Origin of the sequence: Microbacterium sp. SORGH_AS_0505, assembly GCF_030818715.1 — a bacterium.
GTDB lineage: Bacteria > Actinomycetota > Actinomycetes > Actinomycetales > Microbacteriaceae > Microbacterium.
This window is the reverse complement of the sequence record NZ_JAUTAT010000001.1, coordinates 756,924-772,389: the sequence shown is the minus strand read 5'-3', so window position 1 is coordinate 772,389 and position 15,466 is coordinate 756,924. Positions and strand designations below refer to the sequence as shown.

The 15,466-nt window shown below is 71.9% G+C and carries 15 protein-coding genes; 4 read left to right on the top strand and 11 right to left on the bottom strand.

Going from position 1 to position 15,466, the window contains the following annotated elements:
- Positions 1-70 precede the first annotated feature (70 nt).
- Complete coding sequence (locus tag QE428_RS03795; RefSeq protein WP_307463208.1) at positions 71-2,203, top strand: beta-galactosidase; 2,133 nt, start codon at positions 71-73, stop codon at positions 2,201-2,203.
- Between the two features lie 24 nt (positions 2,204-2,227).
- Here the strand turns inward: QE428_RS03795 and QE428_RS03790 are convergent, their stop codons facing one another.
- The 5 genes from QE428_RS03790 to QE428_RS03770 all read right to left on the bottom strand — a co-directional run bounded on the left by QE428_RS03790 (position 2,228) and on the right by QE428_RS03770 (position 7,708).
- Positions 2,228-3,187, bottom strand: coding sequence for a serine hydrolase (locus QE428_RS03790; RefSeq protein ID WP_307463205.1), 960 nt, complete (start codon positions 3,185-3,187; stop codon positions 2,228-2,230).
- Positions 3,188-3,221: 34 nt separating this feature from the next.
- Complete coding sequence (locus QE428_RS03785; RefSeq protein WP_307463203.1) at positions 3,222-4,313, bottom strand: mandelate racemase/muconate lactonizing enzyme family protein; 1,092 nt, start codon at positions 4,311-4,313, stop codon at positions 3,222-3,224.
- Between the two features lie 34 nt (positions 4,314-4,347).
- The gene (locus tag QE428_RS03780; protein ID WP_133399143.1) at positions 4,348-5,280 is read right to left on the bottom strand and encodes an NAD(P)-dependent oxidoreductase; all 933 of its coding nucleotides are present in this window, start codon (positions 5,278-5,280) and stop codon (positions 4,348-4,350) included.
- Entirely contained in the window at positions 5,277-6,608 is a 1,332-nt protein-coding gene (locus tag QE428_RS03775; RefSeq protein ID WP_307463199.1) for a Gfo/Idh/MocA family protein, read from the bottom strand. Before QE428_RS03775 ends, QE428_RS03780 begins: the two co-directional genes overlap by 4 nt.
- 107 nt (positions 6,609-6,715) lie before the next feature.
- Positions 6,716-7,708, bottom strand: a complete 993-nt coding sequence (locus QE428_RS03770) for a LacI family DNA-binding transcriptional regulator (protein ID WP_307463196.1) — start codon at positions 7,706-7,708, stop codon at positions 6,716-6,718.
- A gap of 172 nt (positions 7,709-7,880) precedes the next feature.
- On the opposite strand from QE428_RS03770, the gene QE428_RS03765 reads away from it, so the two are divergent.
- The 3 genes from QE428_RS03765 to QE428_RS03755 all read left to right on the top strand — a co-directional run bounded on the left by QE428_RS03765 (position 7,881) and on the right by QE428_RS03755 (position 11,127).
- The gene (locus tag QE428_RS03765) at positions 7,881-8,837 is read left to right on the top strand and encodes a Xaa-Pro peptidase family protein (RefSeq protein ID WP_307470618.1); all 957 of its coding nucleotides are present in this window, start codon (positions 7,881-7,883) and stop codon (positions 8,835-8,837) included.
- Positions 8,838-8,882: 45 nt separating this feature from the next.
- The gene (locus tag QE428_RS03760; protein WP_307463194.1) at positions 8,883-9,701 is read left to right on the top strand and encodes a hypothetical protein; all 819 of its coding nucleotides are present in this window, start codon (positions 8,883-8,885) and stop codon (positions 9,699-9,701) included.
- 109 nt (positions 9,702-9,810) lie between these two features.
- Positions 9,811-11,127, top strand: a complete 1,317-nt coding sequence (locus QE428_RS03755) for an HNH endonuclease signature motif containing protein (protein ID WP_307463191.1) — start codon at positions 9,811-9,813, stop codon at positions 11,125-11,127.
- Positions 11,128-11,160: 33 nt separating this feature from the next.
- On the opposite strand, the gene QE428_RS03750 is transcribed toward QE428_RS03755, so the two are convergent.
- The 6 genes from QE428_RS03750 to QE428_RS03725 form a co-directional block, all read right to left on the bottom strand.
- The gene (locus QE428_RS03750) at positions 11,161-11,385 is read right to left on the bottom strand and encodes a hypothetical protein (protein ID WP_091357176.1); all 225 of its coding nucleotides are present in this window, start codon (positions 11,383-11,385) and stop codon (positions 11,161-11,163) included.
- Positions 11,386-11,434: 49 nt separating this feature from the next.
- Complete coding sequence (locus tag QE428_RS03745) at positions 11,435-12,109, bottom strand: rhamnogalacturonan acetylesterase (RefSeq protein WP_307463188.1); 675 nt, start codon at positions 12,107-12,109, stop codon at positions 11,435-11,437.
- A gap of 5 nt (positions 12,110-12,114) precedes the next feature.
- Positions 12,115-14,073 carry a DUF6807 family protein gene (locus QE428_RS03740; RefSeq protein WP_307463185.1) on the bottom strand — a complete coding sequence of 653 codons (1,959 nt, stop codon included), beginning with the start codon at positions 14,071-14,073 and terminating at the stop codon, positions 12,115-12,117.
- 65 nt (positions 14,074-14,138) lie between these two features.
- Positions 14,139-14,522, bottom strand: coding sequence for a fluoride efflux transporter CrcB (gene crcB / locus QE428_RS03735; RefSeq protein ID WP_307463182.1), 384 nt, complete (start codon positions 14,520-14,522; stop codon positions 14,139-14,141).
- Positions 14,519-14,962 (bottom strand): CrcB family protein, encoded by a 444-nt coding sequence (locus tag QE428_RS03730; RefSeq protein ID WP_205803050.1) that lies wholly within the window; start codon positions 14,960-14,962, stop codon positions 14,519-14,521. Before QE428_RS03730 ends, crcB begins: the two co-directional genes overlap by 4 nt.
- A 134-nt stretch (positions 14,963-15,096) precedes the next feature.
- Positions 15,097-15,429 (bottom strand): hypothetical protein, encoded by a 333-nt coding sequence (locus QE428_RS03725; RefSeq protein WP_307463179.1) that lies wholly within the window; start codon positions 15,427-15,429, stop codon positions 15,097-15,099.
- Positions 15,430-15,466 lie beyond the last annotated feature (37 nt).

The window sequence follows — 15,466 nt, the reverse complement described above, 5'->3', positions numbered from 1 at the left end:
ACGACCTCGACTCGCCGCGTCCGCATGCGCTCCTAAGCTCGGACCCGTCCCCGCCCCCGTTGGAGTCTCGATGACGCGCGTCCACGCCCTCACCGTCCGCCCGCCCGCCACAACCGAGCTCGCGGACATCCGCCCGTCGGCGGGTGATGACTCCGGCGTCGAGGTGACGGTCCAGTCCGTTCGGCAAGGCGGCATCCCGATCTTCCCGACCACCGGCGAGATCCACTACTCCCGCATCCCCCGCGAGAAGTGGATGCCGGTGCTCACCGCCGCGCGCGCCGGCGGCCTGACCCACGTGTCGACCTACGCCCTGTGGAATCATCACGAGCCCGATCGCGGCCGCATCGATTTCACCGACGGACTCGACGTGCGGGCGTTCCTCGAGACGGCGCGCGACGCCGGTCTCGGGCTCATCCTGCGCATCGGCCCGTACGCCCACGCCGAGGCGCGGTACGGCGGTCTGCCCGATTGGCTTGTGGAATCGGGGCTTCCGCTCCGGACGAACGACCCGGCGTACCTCGCCGAGGTCGAGCGGTGGTACACCGAGCTCGCACGGCAGGTCAGCGGCATCCCGCTGTTCTCGATCCAGGTCGACAACGAGCTGTACGACGGCGCCGACCACCTCACCCGACTGCGCGAGATGGCGGAGGGGCTCGGCCTGCGCGCGCCGATCTGGACGGCGACCGGGTGGGGTGGAGCCCAGTTGCCGGACGGATTCCTGCCGGTCTACGGCGGATACCCCGAGTCATTCTGGGTCGACGCGGACGTCGAGCCCGACCTGCGCAGCCACGCGAACTTCTACCCGTCGCCGCGCCGCGATGACGATTCGATCGGCGCAGACCACCGCGCCGGCGCGCCCGTGGTCGAAGCAGTTCGGGCGCCGCATCCGTTCACGACCTGCGAGCTCGGCTCGGGCATGACCTCGGCGTATCACCGCCGTCTCGACGTGCCGGCCGCCGAGGTCGCGGCCCTCGCGATGGCCAAGCTCGCCTCGGGCAGCGTCTGGCAGGGGTACTACATGTACGCCGACGGCCGGAATCCGCGGCGCGGGCTCCAGGAGTCGCACGCTGCCGCCGGACCGAACGACTTCCCCGAGATCGCCTACGACTTCGGTGCGCCGGTCCAGGTCGACGGCGCGACGCGGCCGAGCTGGGCTGCGCTCCGTCGGCAGCACCTCATGCTGGCGCAGTGGGGATCGGCGCTCGCCGCCATGCCCGCCTTCTTCGCCGACGACGCCGTCGACTCGCCCGACCTCACCGGGCTGCGCTGGTCGGTGCGCTCGGACGGGCGACGCGGATTCGTATTCGTCGTGAACCGGCATCCTGGGGTCGACCTGCCCGCCCACGACGGTGTGCGGTTCGAGGTCGGCGACACCGTCTTCCCCGAGGTCGACATCCCGACCGGCGCGGTCTTCGCCTGGCCGTTCGGGATGCCGCTCGGCGAGGCGACCGTGCACTGGCTCACCGCACAACCGGTGACCGAGGTGCTGTGGCGGGGAGTGCCGCTGCTGGTCGCGGCGGCGACCGACGGCATCCCGCCGCAGCTCTCTGCCGACGCGGACGTGGTGGAGGTCGCCTCCGACCGCGGGCGGGTGTGGGAGCTGTCGCGCGGCGGCGGTGTTATCGCGCGGGTGCTCGTGCTCGATGAGGCGGATGCCGACGCGATCGCGGTCGCCGGCGGGCGGCTCGTCTGGGCGCCCGGCGCGGTCGTGACCGACGACGGCGAGGTGACCTTCGCGGGGGATGCCGCGGTGGCCCCCCGGCTGGAGGTGCTCGGGGATGACGGGTGGGTGGCGGTCGACGTCGAGCCCGGGCATGTGGCGGAGGTCGCGGTGACGCTCGAACGGTCCGCCGGGGCGCCGCCCGCCGGTGCCGAGCAGGGCGGCCGCGCGTCGATCCCGACGGAGTGGGATGCCGCGGCGGTCGTCACGCTCACGGTCGATCCAGCCGACGAGCGCGCGCTGCGCCTGGAGTGGACCGGCGATGTCGCCCGCGCCTGGGCCGGCGACCGGCTCGTCTCCGATGCGCTCTGGACCGGGCGGCCCTGGCGCATCCCGGCCGCCCTCCGCGGCGACGCGACCGAGCTGCGGATCGAGATCCTGCCCGGGCCGCCGTCCGGGGCGGTGCGGTTCCCCGGCGCGCCGCCCGTGGGGGCGGCGATCGTGCGCGCGGAGCTCGAGCCGCGCTCGCGCGTGCGCGTCTGACGCCTCCGGCCGGGGAGAAACCCGTCAGCGCCCCGACACCACCGCGTTGTCGATCGCGTCGAGGTCGACGCCGGGGCGCGAGACGGCGTTCGTGAGCAGGACCCAGGCGATGCCCGCGCTCGGGTGGACCCAGAACTCGGTGCCGGCCCAGCCGCCGTGGCCGTAGACGTCCTGGTCGATGAGGCCGGGCGCGCGCGAGCGGAGGTTCCACGTGAACCCCCAGTCCTGCCCGCGCTCGGCGATGTAGGGCTCGAGCCGCGGGATGTCGCCCGTGAGCGGACGACGCATCATCGCAAGTGTCGCCGGCTGCAGGATGCCGCCGGTCGCTCCGCCCTCGATGCGCAGCAGCTCCGCGCCCAGCCGCAGCAGGTCCTCGGCGCGTCCGACGAGTCCGGCACCCGGATGCCGGATCGCGGCGAACCGGGCCATGTCGACGCCCGACGTCGCAGCGTCGACGACCTCGACCGAGCCGGTGTGGTCGAGGCTGAGCCCGTCGGCGCCGATCTCGCCGGCCCAGTCACCGACGGCATCCGCCCAGTCCTGCTCCGTCGCGTGCTCGACGAGCGCCGCGATGCCCTCGAACGCGAGTGACGAGTAGCGCGAGGCGCTGCCGGCGGCGAAGTCCCGACCCCGGGTGATCAGCTCGGTGCGCAGCGGTGTCACGGGATCGAGCGGCGGTTCCGCGATGCCGGCGGTGTGCGAGGCGAGGTGACGCAGCAGCACGTCGTCGTCGCGCCCCGCGCCGAACTCCGGCACAGCTTCCCGAAGCGGCGTCTCGGGTGTCAGCAGCCCGCGCTCGATCACGCGCGCCGCCGCGATCCCCAGCAGGGGCTTCGTGATCGAGAAGAGCGGGTACCGATCGGATGCCGCGGCACCGAATCCCTCCAGCGCCACTGTCCCGTCGGCCGTGGCCACGCCGAGCACTGCCGACGGCAGCCGGCCCGCCTCGACGTGCCCGCGGACGAGGTCGAACGCCGCGCTCATGCGAGGACCGCCGGGAGCGTGTGGTGGAGCGTGATCATCGGAGTCCTTCCGGGTGGGTGAAGCGCAGGCCGAGACCCTCGTGTGGCACCTCGGTCAGGGTCCCGTCGACGATGGCGACGGGGGAGGGGCCGTCGAGCGCGCCGAGGGCGCCGAACGCGGCATCCTCGATGTCTTCGATGAGAACCTCCTGCGGCAGGACCAGCGCGAGCTGGCCCGACAGTTCGGGCAACAGGTGGGGGTGGAGGTCTATGCCCGCAGCGTGCGCGTCGCCCGCGATCCCGAGGAACGGGGTGATCCCGCCGACGCGGACGATGTTGGGCTGCACGACCTGCGCGGCGCCCGAGCGCACGACGTCATCGAAGCGGTAGCGGGTGTGGACGTTCTCGCCGAGGGCGATGGGTACTCCCGACCCCGCCCGCAGGCGCCTCGCGAGCTCGATATGGCCCGCGAGGTCGTCGGCGCGCAGCGGCTCTTCTATCCAGGCGATGTCGGATGCCGCGAGTGCCTCGACGGCGGTCGTCGCCCGGTCGAGGTCCCACCGCTGGTTCGCGTCGACCATGAGCGCACGGTCCGGTCCGATGACCCGGCGCACCGCCGCGACGCGTTCGACGTCGCGGGCGAGGTCGGGGCTGCCGATCTTCATCTTCACGGCGTCGAAGCCGGCGTCGACCCAGCGCTGCGCCTGCGCGAGCAGATCGTCGAGGTCGTAGTGCAGGTTGATGCCGCTGCCGTACGAGCGCACCGACTCGCGGCGGCGACCGATCGACGACGCCACCGAGATGCCCGCGGCGCGGGCTGCGGCATCCCACAGCGCGAGGTCGAGACCTGCGATCGCGATCGTCGTGAGACCGCCGCCGCCCGCCTCGTGCAGGTGGCGCCACAGTTCGGGCCAGACCTCCGCCGGCTCGGACGAGCGGCCGACGACGAACGCCGGGATGTCGTGCTGCAGGAGCGCAAGCACCGCCTCGGCGCCGATCTGAGGGGTCCACGAGAACCCCCAGCCTTCGGCTCCGTCCGAGCGCACCACGTGGGTCGCGATGACGCCGACCGACGTGACGTCCGCAGCCCACGGGCGCGTGAGTGGCACCCGGATCAGTCGGGCGCCGAGCGAGGCGATCGTGGTCACAGCAGTCCGCGGCCCTCGGCGAGGCGGGCGAGGCTCATACCGGCACGTTCTTGCGGTCGAGGGCGGATGGCGGAGCGGCGAGTTCGGTCCGCCACGAGTGCTGCGGTCGCCAGCCGAGCACGCGCGCCGCCTTGGCGTTCGAGAACGCGGGCGAGGTGCCGGTGAGACCGCGGGCGAGCTCGTCGGTCCCGGGGACGAAGCGCGGCAGGAGCTCGGCCAGAGGAGCATCGGCCAGCGCATCGTCGGCGCCGACGAAGAACACCTCGGCATTCGGGATGTCGGGCAGGGCGCCCAGCAGCAGGTCGGTGAACGTGGCGACGTCGCGGGCGTCGACGTAATTGAAGAGAGCAGGAGCCGACAGTGCCGGGTCGGCGATCCGCTCGGCGACCGTGTGCCCCTGTTGGGTCGGGGCGCCCGCCCATTCCTCGGGGGCGATGACATAGCAGGGGCGGAACGTCGCGTAGCGGACGTCGTCGCCGGTGCGACGGTGCAGCATCGACACGGTCTGCTCGATCATGAGCTTGGACAGCGCGTACGCATTCCACGGGCGTGGTGTCGACGTCTCGTCGAGCGGCAGGGCATCGGGCAACCACCCCGACGGGTTGCCGTAGCCGAGCACGGTGGGGCTGGATGCCGCGACGATGCGTCCGATGCCGGCATCCACCGCTCCGCCGAGCACCGAGACCGCGAGCCCCGTGTTCGTGCGCATGATGACGTCCTCGGGGGCGCTGAACGGCACGGCGATCGCGGCGAGGTGGACGATCGAGTCTGCCTTCGCGCCCGCGAGCGTCTCGGCCGTGGCCGCCGCGTCGAGCAGGTCGATCGAGATCTGCTGAACCCCGTCGATGTCGAGGTCGTCCGAGGGGGCGCGGTCGAGCGAGACGACCTCGTGCCCGCGGGCGGCGAGTCCGGCGACGAGATTGCGGCCGAGTCTGCCGGACCCGCCGGTGACGACGACGCGACTCATGGCGTGTGCCGCAGCAGGGCGACGCCGAGGTCGGCGACCTTCACGGGCATCCCCGTCTCGAGGGAGCGGTTGCCGGCGATGCCGACGGCGATCGAGCGGACACCGTCGGTCCAGTCGGCCGGGCGTCCGAGTGGATCGTCCACGGGGCCGGCGAAGACATCGGCCAGGAGCAGGGCGTCGCCGCCGCCGTGAGCCGATTCGCCCGAGACGATCGGAACCTCGACGGCCTCCTCCCAGTGGCGCTGCACGAGCAGGCGCTCGCCCATGGGGCGCAGGCTCGACCGGGCGGAATCCTGCACCGCGCTGGGGTCGACGACCGGGTGCAGACCGTCTCCGACGAGGACGGCGCCCCGCTCGACGACCTCGAGCTCGGCGCGGCCCTCGGTGCCGTTGACGGCGACGCGGTAGCCCTCCCACGGGGCGTGGGCGTTGAGGGAGTACGACAGCGTCGCGCCGTCTGAGTAGTCGACGACGAGGGCGAGATTGTCTTCGATCGTGATGCCGGGGCCGAACACGTCGCGGTCGCGGACGTAGCCGTCGTGCTGCTCGGCGTCGAGGTACAGCGCGCGCAGGCGCTCGTCGCCGCGCAGGTCGAGCTCGAACGGGTCGCGGTCGCCGTCGTGCGTGCCGCGGGCGGGCCGGTCGCCGAGGCCGCGCGCGTCGGCGTTCTCGGCGCCGTAGAAGCGCAAGGCCCCCGAGGCGAAGACGCGGCGCGGGCGCTGCCCGATCCACCAGTTGACGAGGTCGAAGTGGTGGCTGGACTTGTGGACGAGGAGGCCGCCGGAGTGCTCCTTCTCGCGGTGCCAGCGGCGGAAGTAGTCCGCGCCGTGCTGCGTGTCGAGCATCCAGGAGAAGTCGATCGAGGTGACTCGACCGATCCGGCCCTCCGCGATGACCTGACGCAGAGCGGTGTTGCGCGGCGCGTACCGGTAGTTGAAGGTCAGGACGACCGATCGTCCCGTGCGCTCGGCGGCCGCTTCGATCGCGGCGGCGCTGGCCGCGTCGATGGTGAGTGGCTTCTCGACGACGACGTCGGCGCCGGCATCCATCGACCGGACGATCAGCTCGGCGTGGAGGTCGTCGCGCGCGGTCACGATGACCCGCTCGATGCGCTCGGTGCGGATCATCTCCTCGAGCTGATCCGGCTGCCAGGTGCTCGGAGCGGCGAGGCCGTGGCCCGCGAAGCGGTCGACGTAGTACTGCGCGCGCGTCGGGTTGGGCTCGCAGATCGCGACGAGGTCGGCGCGGCCGCGGTAGTCGACGGCGATCGCGTCCACATACATCTGGGCGCGATGGCCCGCGCCGACGAGGGCGTACCGGGTGGTCATGGCTCTCCTTCGTGCCGAACTCCTCCGAGCCGGGACACCGACTCAGGAAACGTTTTCTCGACGGTAGCACGGCTGTCACCGAGACCGCGAGGAGGACGACCGAGGGATCAGCGCGCGGGGGCGCCCGTCGTTCCGCGGAGGATGACCTCGGGCACGACGGTGTGTGTCGCCTCGGCCGACTCGCCCCGCAGCAGCGCGTGCAGGGCTCGCCAGGCGAGGGCGCCGAGTTCACCCGTCGGGACGGCGGCCGTCGTCAGGGCGGGGGAGGTGTAGCGCGCGAACGGAATGTCGTCGAAGCCCGCGATCGACAGGTCGCCCGGCACCGACAGGCCGCGCTCGGTCGCCGCGCTGAGCAGGCCCATCGCCGACAGGTCGTTGAAGGCCAGGACGGCGGTCGCGCCCGAGTCGATCACGGCGTCGAGCGAACCGGCACCCGCCGCGAAGTCGACGCCGGCGGGGATCTCGACGATCTCGCAGCCGTCGAGCGTCGCCCGGGCGTCGTCGAGGGCGGCCAGGCGCTGCGCATTCGAGGCACTGCGCTTGGCGCCGGCGAGGTAGGCGATGCGGCGGTGGCCGAGGCCGTACAGGTGGTCGATCACCCGGCGGAGCGGGGTGCGGTAGTCGGCTGCGACGCTGGGGGCGTCGCCCGCGCGGTTCACGAGCACGACGGGTGCCACCTCGGCGAGGACCTCGGCGAGAGCGGCATCCGACATGCGCGGAGCGCAGAGCACCAGGCCGTCGGACCGGCGGCGGGACTCCAGGGCGAGCAGGCGCTCCTGATCTTCGTGCTCGTCCGAGTCGGCGACGAGCACGTGATAGCCGTCGGCGACGGCTGCGCGACTGAGGCCTCGGAGCATCCCCTGGAACGTGGGGTTCGAGAGGTCGGGGACGACGACGGAGATCGTCTGCGTCTTGCCGAGGACGAGGCTGCGGGCGAGCGGGTTGGCGGAGTAACCGAGCTCGGCGGCAGAGGCGCGGACTCGCTCGGCGAGAGCCGGGTCGACCGTCGCGTTCCCGTTCATGACCCGCGAGACCGTGGCCAGCGAGACCCCGGCGTGCGTGGCGACGTCGGTGATCGTCGTCGGCTTGGCTCCTGCCATCGGCTGCCCTTCGCACCATTCCGGCGCGCGCATCGCGCGCGGTCGGTGAGGTCATACTATGCGAGGAAACGTTTTATGACAGGAGACGACGGTGTCCGCATCTGCTGTTGACCGAGCCGCGAAACGTGAGCAGATGGCAGGTGTGCGGCGGGATGCCGGGGGTCGCCCGCTCGTGCTGTCCTCCCACGAAGCCGTCGCTTGGTACCTCGAAGGCGCACGCACGCACGTCTCCCTCGCCGGGCCTCCCGTGTTGGCCGTTCGCGTCGACGATGACGGAGACACCGTCTTCGTGAGTGCGAACGAGGCCGATCGGTTGATCGCCGAGGAGCTGCTGCCCGAGGATGCCGGCCGCGTCGTGCGTGTGCCGTGGCATCAGTCGGTTCTCGAGGCGGCGGGTGCCGGTCTCGCTGAAGTCGAGGTCGCTCCCGCGTTGCGCGCGGCGCGTGCGTCGCTGCTGCCCGCCGAGGCGGATCGCTACCGCGCGCTCGGGCGCGAGACGGCGGCGGTCCTGACGGCGGTCGCCCGCGGGCTCAGCGCGTCGACATCCGAACGATCAGTCGCGGCGGCGCTCGCCGAAGGTCTGGTCTCGCGGGGCATCGACCCGCTCGTGATCCTGGTCGCGGGCGAGGAGCGCTTGCCCTACCGGCATCCGCTCCCCACCGAGGGGCCGCTCGGTCGCAGGGCGATGCTGGTGGTGTGCGGGCGGCGGCACGGCCTCATCGCCAACGCGACCCGGTGGGTCGGCGAGCCGGGGGCCGACGATGACCGCATCCTCGAGGTCGAGGCGGCGTTCTTCGCCGCCACCCGGCCGGGTGCCCGGTTGGACGACGTCTTCGCGGCCGGGACCGCCGGCTACGCGGCATCCGGTTTCGACGCGGACGAGTGGACGAAGCACCACCAGGGCGGGCCGACCGGGTACGCCGGGCGCGACCCCCGTGCGACGACCCTGACGACGGATGCCGTCGCGTCGCCGCACGCGTTCGCCTGGAATCCGAGCGCCCCGGGCGCGAAGGTCGAGGACACCGTGCTCGTCACGGAATCCGGTGTCGAGGTGCTGACGGTCGACCCGGCGTGGCCGACGGTGGAGTTCGCCGGAGTGAAGCGGCCGCTGGCGCGCGCGTTCGACTGAGGCGCGCATGCCGCAGGATGGTGGCTCGGACGATCGGAGGCGTCGATGGCGTTGATCCTGCACTCCCGCACGGGTGCGCGCATCGTGGGCGGGGTGCCCGGCGTCGCCGAGGTGGATGAGGCGCGGGATGCCGGGGTGACGACGCTCCGCCTCGACACGGCATCCTTCGACGCCCCCGGTGCCGACATGCGGTGGGTCGCGGACATCCCGACGCTTCGGACCGTGTTCCTGCACGACCGGGTGAGGACGCCCGACATCGCGTCGATGCGGGGGAGCAGCGTCGACGAGCTGTGCGTCTGGACACCCGGGGCGTCACCGGTTCGGAGCGAGGACGTCGGGTGGCTGCGGCGGATCGATTGCGAAGCGGCATCCTTCGTGTCCGACGGGTGGGTGGACCTGTCGGACGTCGTCACGCTGCATATCGGTCGAGTGCGGGAGGACGTGGTCCGCATCGGCGACGGCAGTGATCGGCTCGAGTTCCTCAAGCTCCGGGGCAGGTCGCAGACGGCGCGCATCGTGTGGTCGCGTCCGCCCCACCGGCTCGGCACGTTCATGACGCACAGCGTGCGGTGGAGCGATCTCGACGACCTCGCACGGTGTCCCCGACTCGCGTCGGTGCAGGTGTACAACTCCACCCTCGACACGTCGCGGGGGTCGATCGACATCTCCGCCTTCGGCGGCTCGGCCGCGCTGCGAGAGCTGCATGTGGCGGAGAACCTGCCGTTGCGAGGCGTGCCGGCCGTGCTCGCCGGTGCGCCGCATGCGACCGTCCATGTCGCCCGCGACCTGCACGACGCTCCCGACGGGGCCGAGCGGGTTCACCGCATCGCGGTCCCGATCAAGAAGCCGCGCGCCGTGCGGTGACGCGGGTGGGTGCCGAATGAATGAATTCTCATCGTGGGGGTGTGAATAGAGGCCGTTTTCGGCCGGTTCTGCCGGGGTGAGTGTCGGAGGTTGGTGGCAGAGTGCAGGTATGGCGGAAGCGATGGAAACCCCCGGTGGCGAGGCGTATCTCGCCGCCATCGCGGGGATTGTCGCGGACGCTGAAGACATAGGCCGCCAGATCGCTGCGGGGCAGATCGCGGAGCTTCGCATGCTGGCCGCTGCCGGGCAGTTGGCGGATCAGCAGGGTGCTCGGAAAGACGCGAATGTCCTGCTTCACGACATGGCCCTGCGATCCATCTCGGCGGAGGTCGCCGGGGCGATGCGGATGACCGACCGGACGGTGCAACGCCGTATCGGCGAGGCTCGCGTGACCATCGAAGGGTTCCCCGCCGCGGTGGCGGCGTGGGAGGGCGGACGGATCGTCCAAGGGCATGTGAAGGCGATCGTGAACGCCGGGCTGACCCTGCCTGGAGAGCTGTGGGCGGCGTTCGAAGCGATCGCGATCGAACGTTGCGACGGCGAGACGCCGAACCGGGTGCGGGGTGAGCTCGAGATCCTCGCCCATCGCATGCACCCACGATCGTTCGCCGAACGGCACGAAGAGGCCGCCGCGGGCCGGTGCGTGCGACTGGTGCCGGGGAGGGATGGGATGAGCGACCTGATCGCGACCCTGCCCACCGTGATCGCGGAGGGGATTCACGACCGGCTCACTCAGCAGGCACGCGCGATCATCGACACGCGGGACGAGCGATCAGCTGACTCCGATGTCGTTGCGACCGACGCGCGCTCGACGGACCAGGTCCGAGCAGACGTGTTCGCCGACCTGCTGCTCGCAGGGACCCCGGCGTTAGACGACACGCGTGACACGACCGCCGGACCGCTCGGCGCTATCCGCGCTCGCGTGCAGATTCTCGTGCCGGCTGCGACGCTCACCGATGCAGATGATGGGCCGTGCGACCTGGCCGGCCGCTCTCCGATCGACCCCGCTACCGCCCGTCTCCTCGCTGGGTCGACGCATATCTGGGAACGCCTGTTCCACGACCCGACGACCGGGGTCACCATCTCCACGGACTCGTACCGCGTTCCGTCGGGGATGCGTCGGTTCCTGCAAGCCCGCGATCAACACTGCAGGTTCCCCGGATGCCGCGTCGCTGCGATCCGTTGTGAGGTCGACCACACCCACGACCACGCCCTCGGCGGACGAACCGAACTCTCTAACCTCGCCCACCTCTGCCAGAGACATCACTCGATGAAGCAATTCACCGCCTGGCGCGTTCGACAACTGTCGGGTGGTGTCCTCGAATGGACCTCACCCCTCGGCAGGACCTACAGAGAAGACGCACCCACCCCGGCCGTCGCGTTCACCCCTGCCGCAACACACCCCGGAGACCCCGCGCCGTTCTGACGCCGCCCGACGTCAGCGGGCTCCGGCCTCGCGTCAGGCCGCCGAGACAGCTTCGCGCCGGCGCGCCATGAGCGCTCCGACACCGACGACAACCGAGACGACGCCGGCGAGGCCGAGCCAGAACACGTCCAGGGCGAAGAGACTGCCCGCGGTCCCTTCCCGATCGACACGGTCCATCTGGGCGGAGAGGTTCACCTGCGCGAGCACGACGAGCGCGAGGCCAGCGAGGATGAGCGCGGTGCCGACGATGAGTCGCATCAGGGGTCCTCCGTGACGTGGCTGATGCCCTCACCGTACGACATCGCGGTCACGCCGTGAAGGTCGACCCTTTCGAGGGCTGATCCCCGTCGGGCCGCTCGATCGCCCGCAGGCTCTTCGCCACGAAGCGTGCGATCCGGCGCGCGCCCTCGACGCGGAAGTGCGTGTCGTCGACGAGACCTTCCGGCCAGGCCGCCGCCTCGCCCGGTGCGTAGTGCGACAGCAGACGAGCGGATGCCTCGTCCCCGAGGTCCTCGTAGAGCCAGGTCGTGAACGCCGTGAGGTCGATGAGGTCGACGCCCTCGCTTGCGGCGAGGTCACGGACCGCGTTCGGATAATCGCCGTGCGTCGGCGTCACGCGGTCGCCGTCGAACCATCGCCGCTCGCACGACGTGCAGAGCACGGGTCGCGCGCCGCGCTCGCGCACGTCCGCCACCATCCGCCGCAACCGATCGGTGTACCCGCCGCGGGAGGCGAGCAGTTCGGGCTGCTTCTGGTCGTTGTGGCCGAACTGGATCACGACGGTGTCACCGGCGACCACATCGGTCAGCAGCGCGTCCCACGTCCCGGTTTCGAGGAACGACTCGGTCGTCGCCCCGCCGAACGCGTGGTTATGGACGGGTGCATCGGTGACCTCGGCGAGGCATTCGCCCCAGCCGGCCATCGGCTCCTCGCCCGCCTTCATGGGCGCGACGGTCGAGTCCCCTGCCAGGTGGTAGATCACGTCCGTCAGCCGACACGCAGCGCGGCGACGACCTCGTCGTCCGACAGGCGGCCGTCGGCGACGAGCAGGCGGTACGAACGGGAGACGGGGACGCCGGGCGCCAGGGTGACCTCACGATCCCAGGCGAGGGCGGCGCCGATGCCCGGGTATCCCGCGACCCGGACGAACCACGGGTCCGCGGCCGAGCCCTCGTCGAGAGGCGCCATCGCGACGGTCGCCGTGCCCGTCGGGAACTCCGCCGACCAGGCGAGCCACGGCGCGGTCGTGCCGTGCACGGCGTCTTCGCCGCGCGCCGTGGCGGTCCGCACGTCGACATCGGTCGCGGCGGGCAACCGCCAGGCGAGTCCCCCGTAGCCGCCGCCGACCCGGCCGTTGCTGCCCGGCCCACCGAGGTGCAGCGTCCCGGCACGCGTGGCGAGCGAGAACCTCAGGTCGATGGTGGTCGCCCCTGGCCCGGCCTCGGCGACCGTCATCCGCCGCTGCTCGGTCAGCATCTGCGCGCCGTCGCGCCCGATCCACGAGAACTCGGCTTCGAGAGCGGATGCCGCCCCCTCGACGCGTGTCGCGACGATGCGTCCGTGATCGTCACGCCAGACGTAATCGCGCCCGGGGGTGTGGGTGCGGCCGCCCCAGAAGTTCACGCCCGAGACGTCCTGCAGCGTGACGCTGATGCCGAGGTGCCAGTCGTGGTCGGCCGGGTGCGTGTCGGAAACGACGACGCCGCCGGGCGTGCTCACCGGGTGGAGGTAGGGGCGCGGACTCGACGAGCGGGTCACGTCGGCGCCGTCGACGAGGACGGCGGCCGGATGCCGCGGCTCGCCCGGCGCCGCCAGGTCGGCCAGCACGGCGGCCTCGGTCTTCGCCGCCCACGGCAGGTGCAGCTCCGCGAAGGTCGCTTCGGCGTCAACGGCTCGTTCCACGGCATCCTTCACATCCGTGATGACGGCACGCGGCGAGCGGCCCTCCCCATTCCACGTCACGTGCGCGGCGCCGATCGCGACCGGTTCGGTGTCGGCGACGGCATCCATCACCCGGACGAACGCCCCCGTCTCGTGCAGTGGCGCGAGGAGGGGGGTGCCGTGATCGCGGTGATCGAGCAGGTTCTCGACGAGATCGATGCGGCCGAACTCGACGCGGCGGTCCTCGGTCTCGACGACGTCCTCGGTGTAGAAGAACCTCGCCGACCCGCGGGTGCCGCGGATGAGGACGTAGGGATCTTCTTCCTGCTCGGCGCAGAGGGTCAGCGCGGAGGTGACCCGGATGCCACGGCCGGTCGACAGGCGGATGACGCTCGTGTCGTCGCCTTCGATCGCGTTGGCCCGGTACAGGTCGGCGGTGACCTGGTTCACGTCCGACGCCGATGTGGACTGCGCGACGGCGAGAGCCGTGGCGGTGGCGTGAGCGAGCGGGTTCGCGACCACACCATCGAGGACGGGGAACCCGTCGAGGGTGCGGTGGCCCGCCCAGCGGCTGCGCGACCAGTAGGCGAGGTCGCGGCACCAGAGGCCGACGGCCCCGATCGCCTGGATGGGGCCGAGTCCGAATTCGTCGGCGATGAGGGCGGGGATGGCGAGCGATCCGAGGCTCTGGAACCCGACCTGGACGCGCGCGCCCGAGGCCGCCGCGGCATCCGCCAACACGGCGAAGTCGGCCGACGAGAGCACGGGCGGCTTCTCGAGGTAGAGGTCGATGCCGCGCGAGACGACGAGCCCTGCGAGGGCGGCGTGCGTGTGCAGCGGCGTCGCGACGATGACGACGTCGATGTCGTCGACGGCGTCGAGCGCGTCGGCGAGCGAGGCGAACGCCTGCGTGCCCGCCGGAAGGTTCTCGGGAGGGACCGGGGCGGGATCGGCGACGGCCACCAGCTCGACGCGGTCGCCGAGGCGGCGCAGGTTCTCGAGATGAACGGTGCCGAAGCCCTGGGCTCCGGCGAGGACGATGCGGGTTCGTCGGGGGACGGTCACGGGGACTCCTTCGTCGGCTCCCTCGAGTATGCCAGCAAGCGCTTTCCCGTGCGCCCTTCCGGAAGTCATCCGACGAGGAGGTGGCCGAGCAGGATGCCGAGGAGCCCCGCGCCGACGGCGGCCACCAGCATCCCGACCGCGTTCACCGAGGCCAGGACGTGCCGGCGCTGCTGCACGAGACGGACCGTCTCGAAGCTCGCGGTGCTGAACGTCGTGAACCCGCCGCAGAGGCCCGTGCCGATCACGAGCCGCCACGTGTCGTCCAGGATGCCGCCGAGCGCGAGCTGCGTGATGACCCCCAGGACGAGCGAGCCAGACGCGTTGATGAGCAGCGTGCCGAGCGGGAATGCCGTACGGGTGCGGGCCTTGATCGCACCGTCGAGGACGAGGCGAAGGACGGCGCCGACGCCTCCCGCGAGCGAGAGCGCTATGAAGAGAAGGGGCGTCATCGGGCAGGCTTCCCGTGCCGCGCGGCGGCGAGGGCGATCCCTGTGACCGTCGCCAGTGCTCCGACCGCCACCGTGGCGAGCGCGTACAGGACGCCGACGAATGCGTCGCCGCCCGTCAGCAGCACGCCGGTGTCGACGGCGAGGGCGCTGTACGTCGTGAACCCGCCCGCGAACCCGGTGCCGAGCAGCAGCCGCAGCGATCTGCGCCGGCCGGCATCCGGCCCACGCCGGGAAAGAGCCTCGAGCAGCGCGCCGAGGAAGAGAGCGCCGACGATGTTGATGAGGAAGATGGCGACAGGGACGCCGCCCACCGGCGGGATCGCCAGCGACAGGGCCTCGCGGGCGGCGGTCCCCGCCGTCCCGCCGACGAGCACGAGCAGAATCGACGACCAGGCGAGGTGCACGGGGCGCGGCTCGTGCTCGGGTGCTGGCGTGGTCATCGGGTCCCGGGGTCGAGGGCGTGCGGGCGGTTCCACGATAGACCCGCGCGTTCCGGCGCCAGCGGACGGGCTTCCAGGGACTGGATGTATCGCGGATGCCGGGGCTCGGTGGCATCCCGCGTCTCAGGAACGCGTCAGCGGTGGTCGCCAGACTCCGGCAGGTGCAGGGGGTCGTTCGGCAGCCCCGGACCGTACTGGCCCTGCGGCCGGGTCTCGATCGTCGGATGCGTGGGGGGCGTCCTGCCGAGGTAGGCGTCCGAGTACGCGTCGGACGCCGACAGTTCCGGCGTGACCGGGCCTCGCGCCGGCCGGCGGGCAGCGGCGAGCGCCGCAAGCGCGAGAGTCCCGGCGAGGACCGCGATCAGCACCCACGCCTCCGCGCGGAGAACCGTCGCCACGACGAGGATCGCGAACCCGATCGCGCCGATGATCAGCGGCGCGAATCGCCGCAGTGCCACGACTGTCATGCTTCACGGTACGTCGGTCGCCGGCGGGCGGCAACGG

Coding starts and splice junctions, on each gene's coding strand:
- QE428_RS03795 (WP_307463208.1), top strand. CDS start 71: ATGACGCGCGTCCACGCCCTCACCGTCCGCCCGCCCGCCACAACCGAG.
- QE428_RS03790 (WP_307463205.1), bottom strand. CDS start 3,187: ATGAGCGCGGCGTTCGACCTCGTCCGCGGGCACGTCGAGGCGGGCCGG.
- QE428_RS03780 (WP_133399143.1), bottom strand. CDS start 5,280: ATGAGTCGCGTCGTCGTCACCGGCGGGTCCGGCAGACTCGGCCGCAAT.
- QE428_RS03775 (WP_307463199.1), bottom strand. CDS start 6,608: ATGACCACCCGGTACGCCCTCGTCGGCGCGGGCCATCGCGCCCAGATG.
- QE428_RS03770 (WP_307463196.1), bottom strand. CDS start 7,708: ATGGCAGGAGCCAAGCCGACGACGATCACCGACGTCGCCACGCACGCC.
- QE428_RS03760 (WP_307463194.1), top strand. CDS start 8,883: ATGGCGTTGATCCTGCACTCCCGCACGGGTGCGCGCATCGTGGGCGGG.
- QE428_RS03755 (WP_307463191.1), top strand. CDS start 9,811: ATGGCGGAAGCGATGGAAACCCCCGGTGGCGAGGCGTATCTCGCCGCC.
- QE428_RS03750 (WP_091357176.1), bottom strand. CDS start 11,385: ATGCGACTCATCGTCGGCACCGCGCTCATCCTCGCTGGCCTCGCGCTC.
- crcB (WP_307463182.1), bottom strand. CDS start 14,522: ATGACGCCCCTTCTCTTCATAGCGCTCTCGCTCGCGGGAGGCGTCGGC.
- QE428_RS03730 (WP_205803050.1), bottom strand. CDS start 14,962: ATGACCACGCCAGCACCCGAGCACGAGCCGCGCCCCGTGCACCTCGCC.
- QE428_RS03725 (WP_307463179.1), bottom strand. CDS start 15,429: ATGACAGTCGTGGCACTGCGGCGATTCGCGCCGCTGATCATCGGCGCG.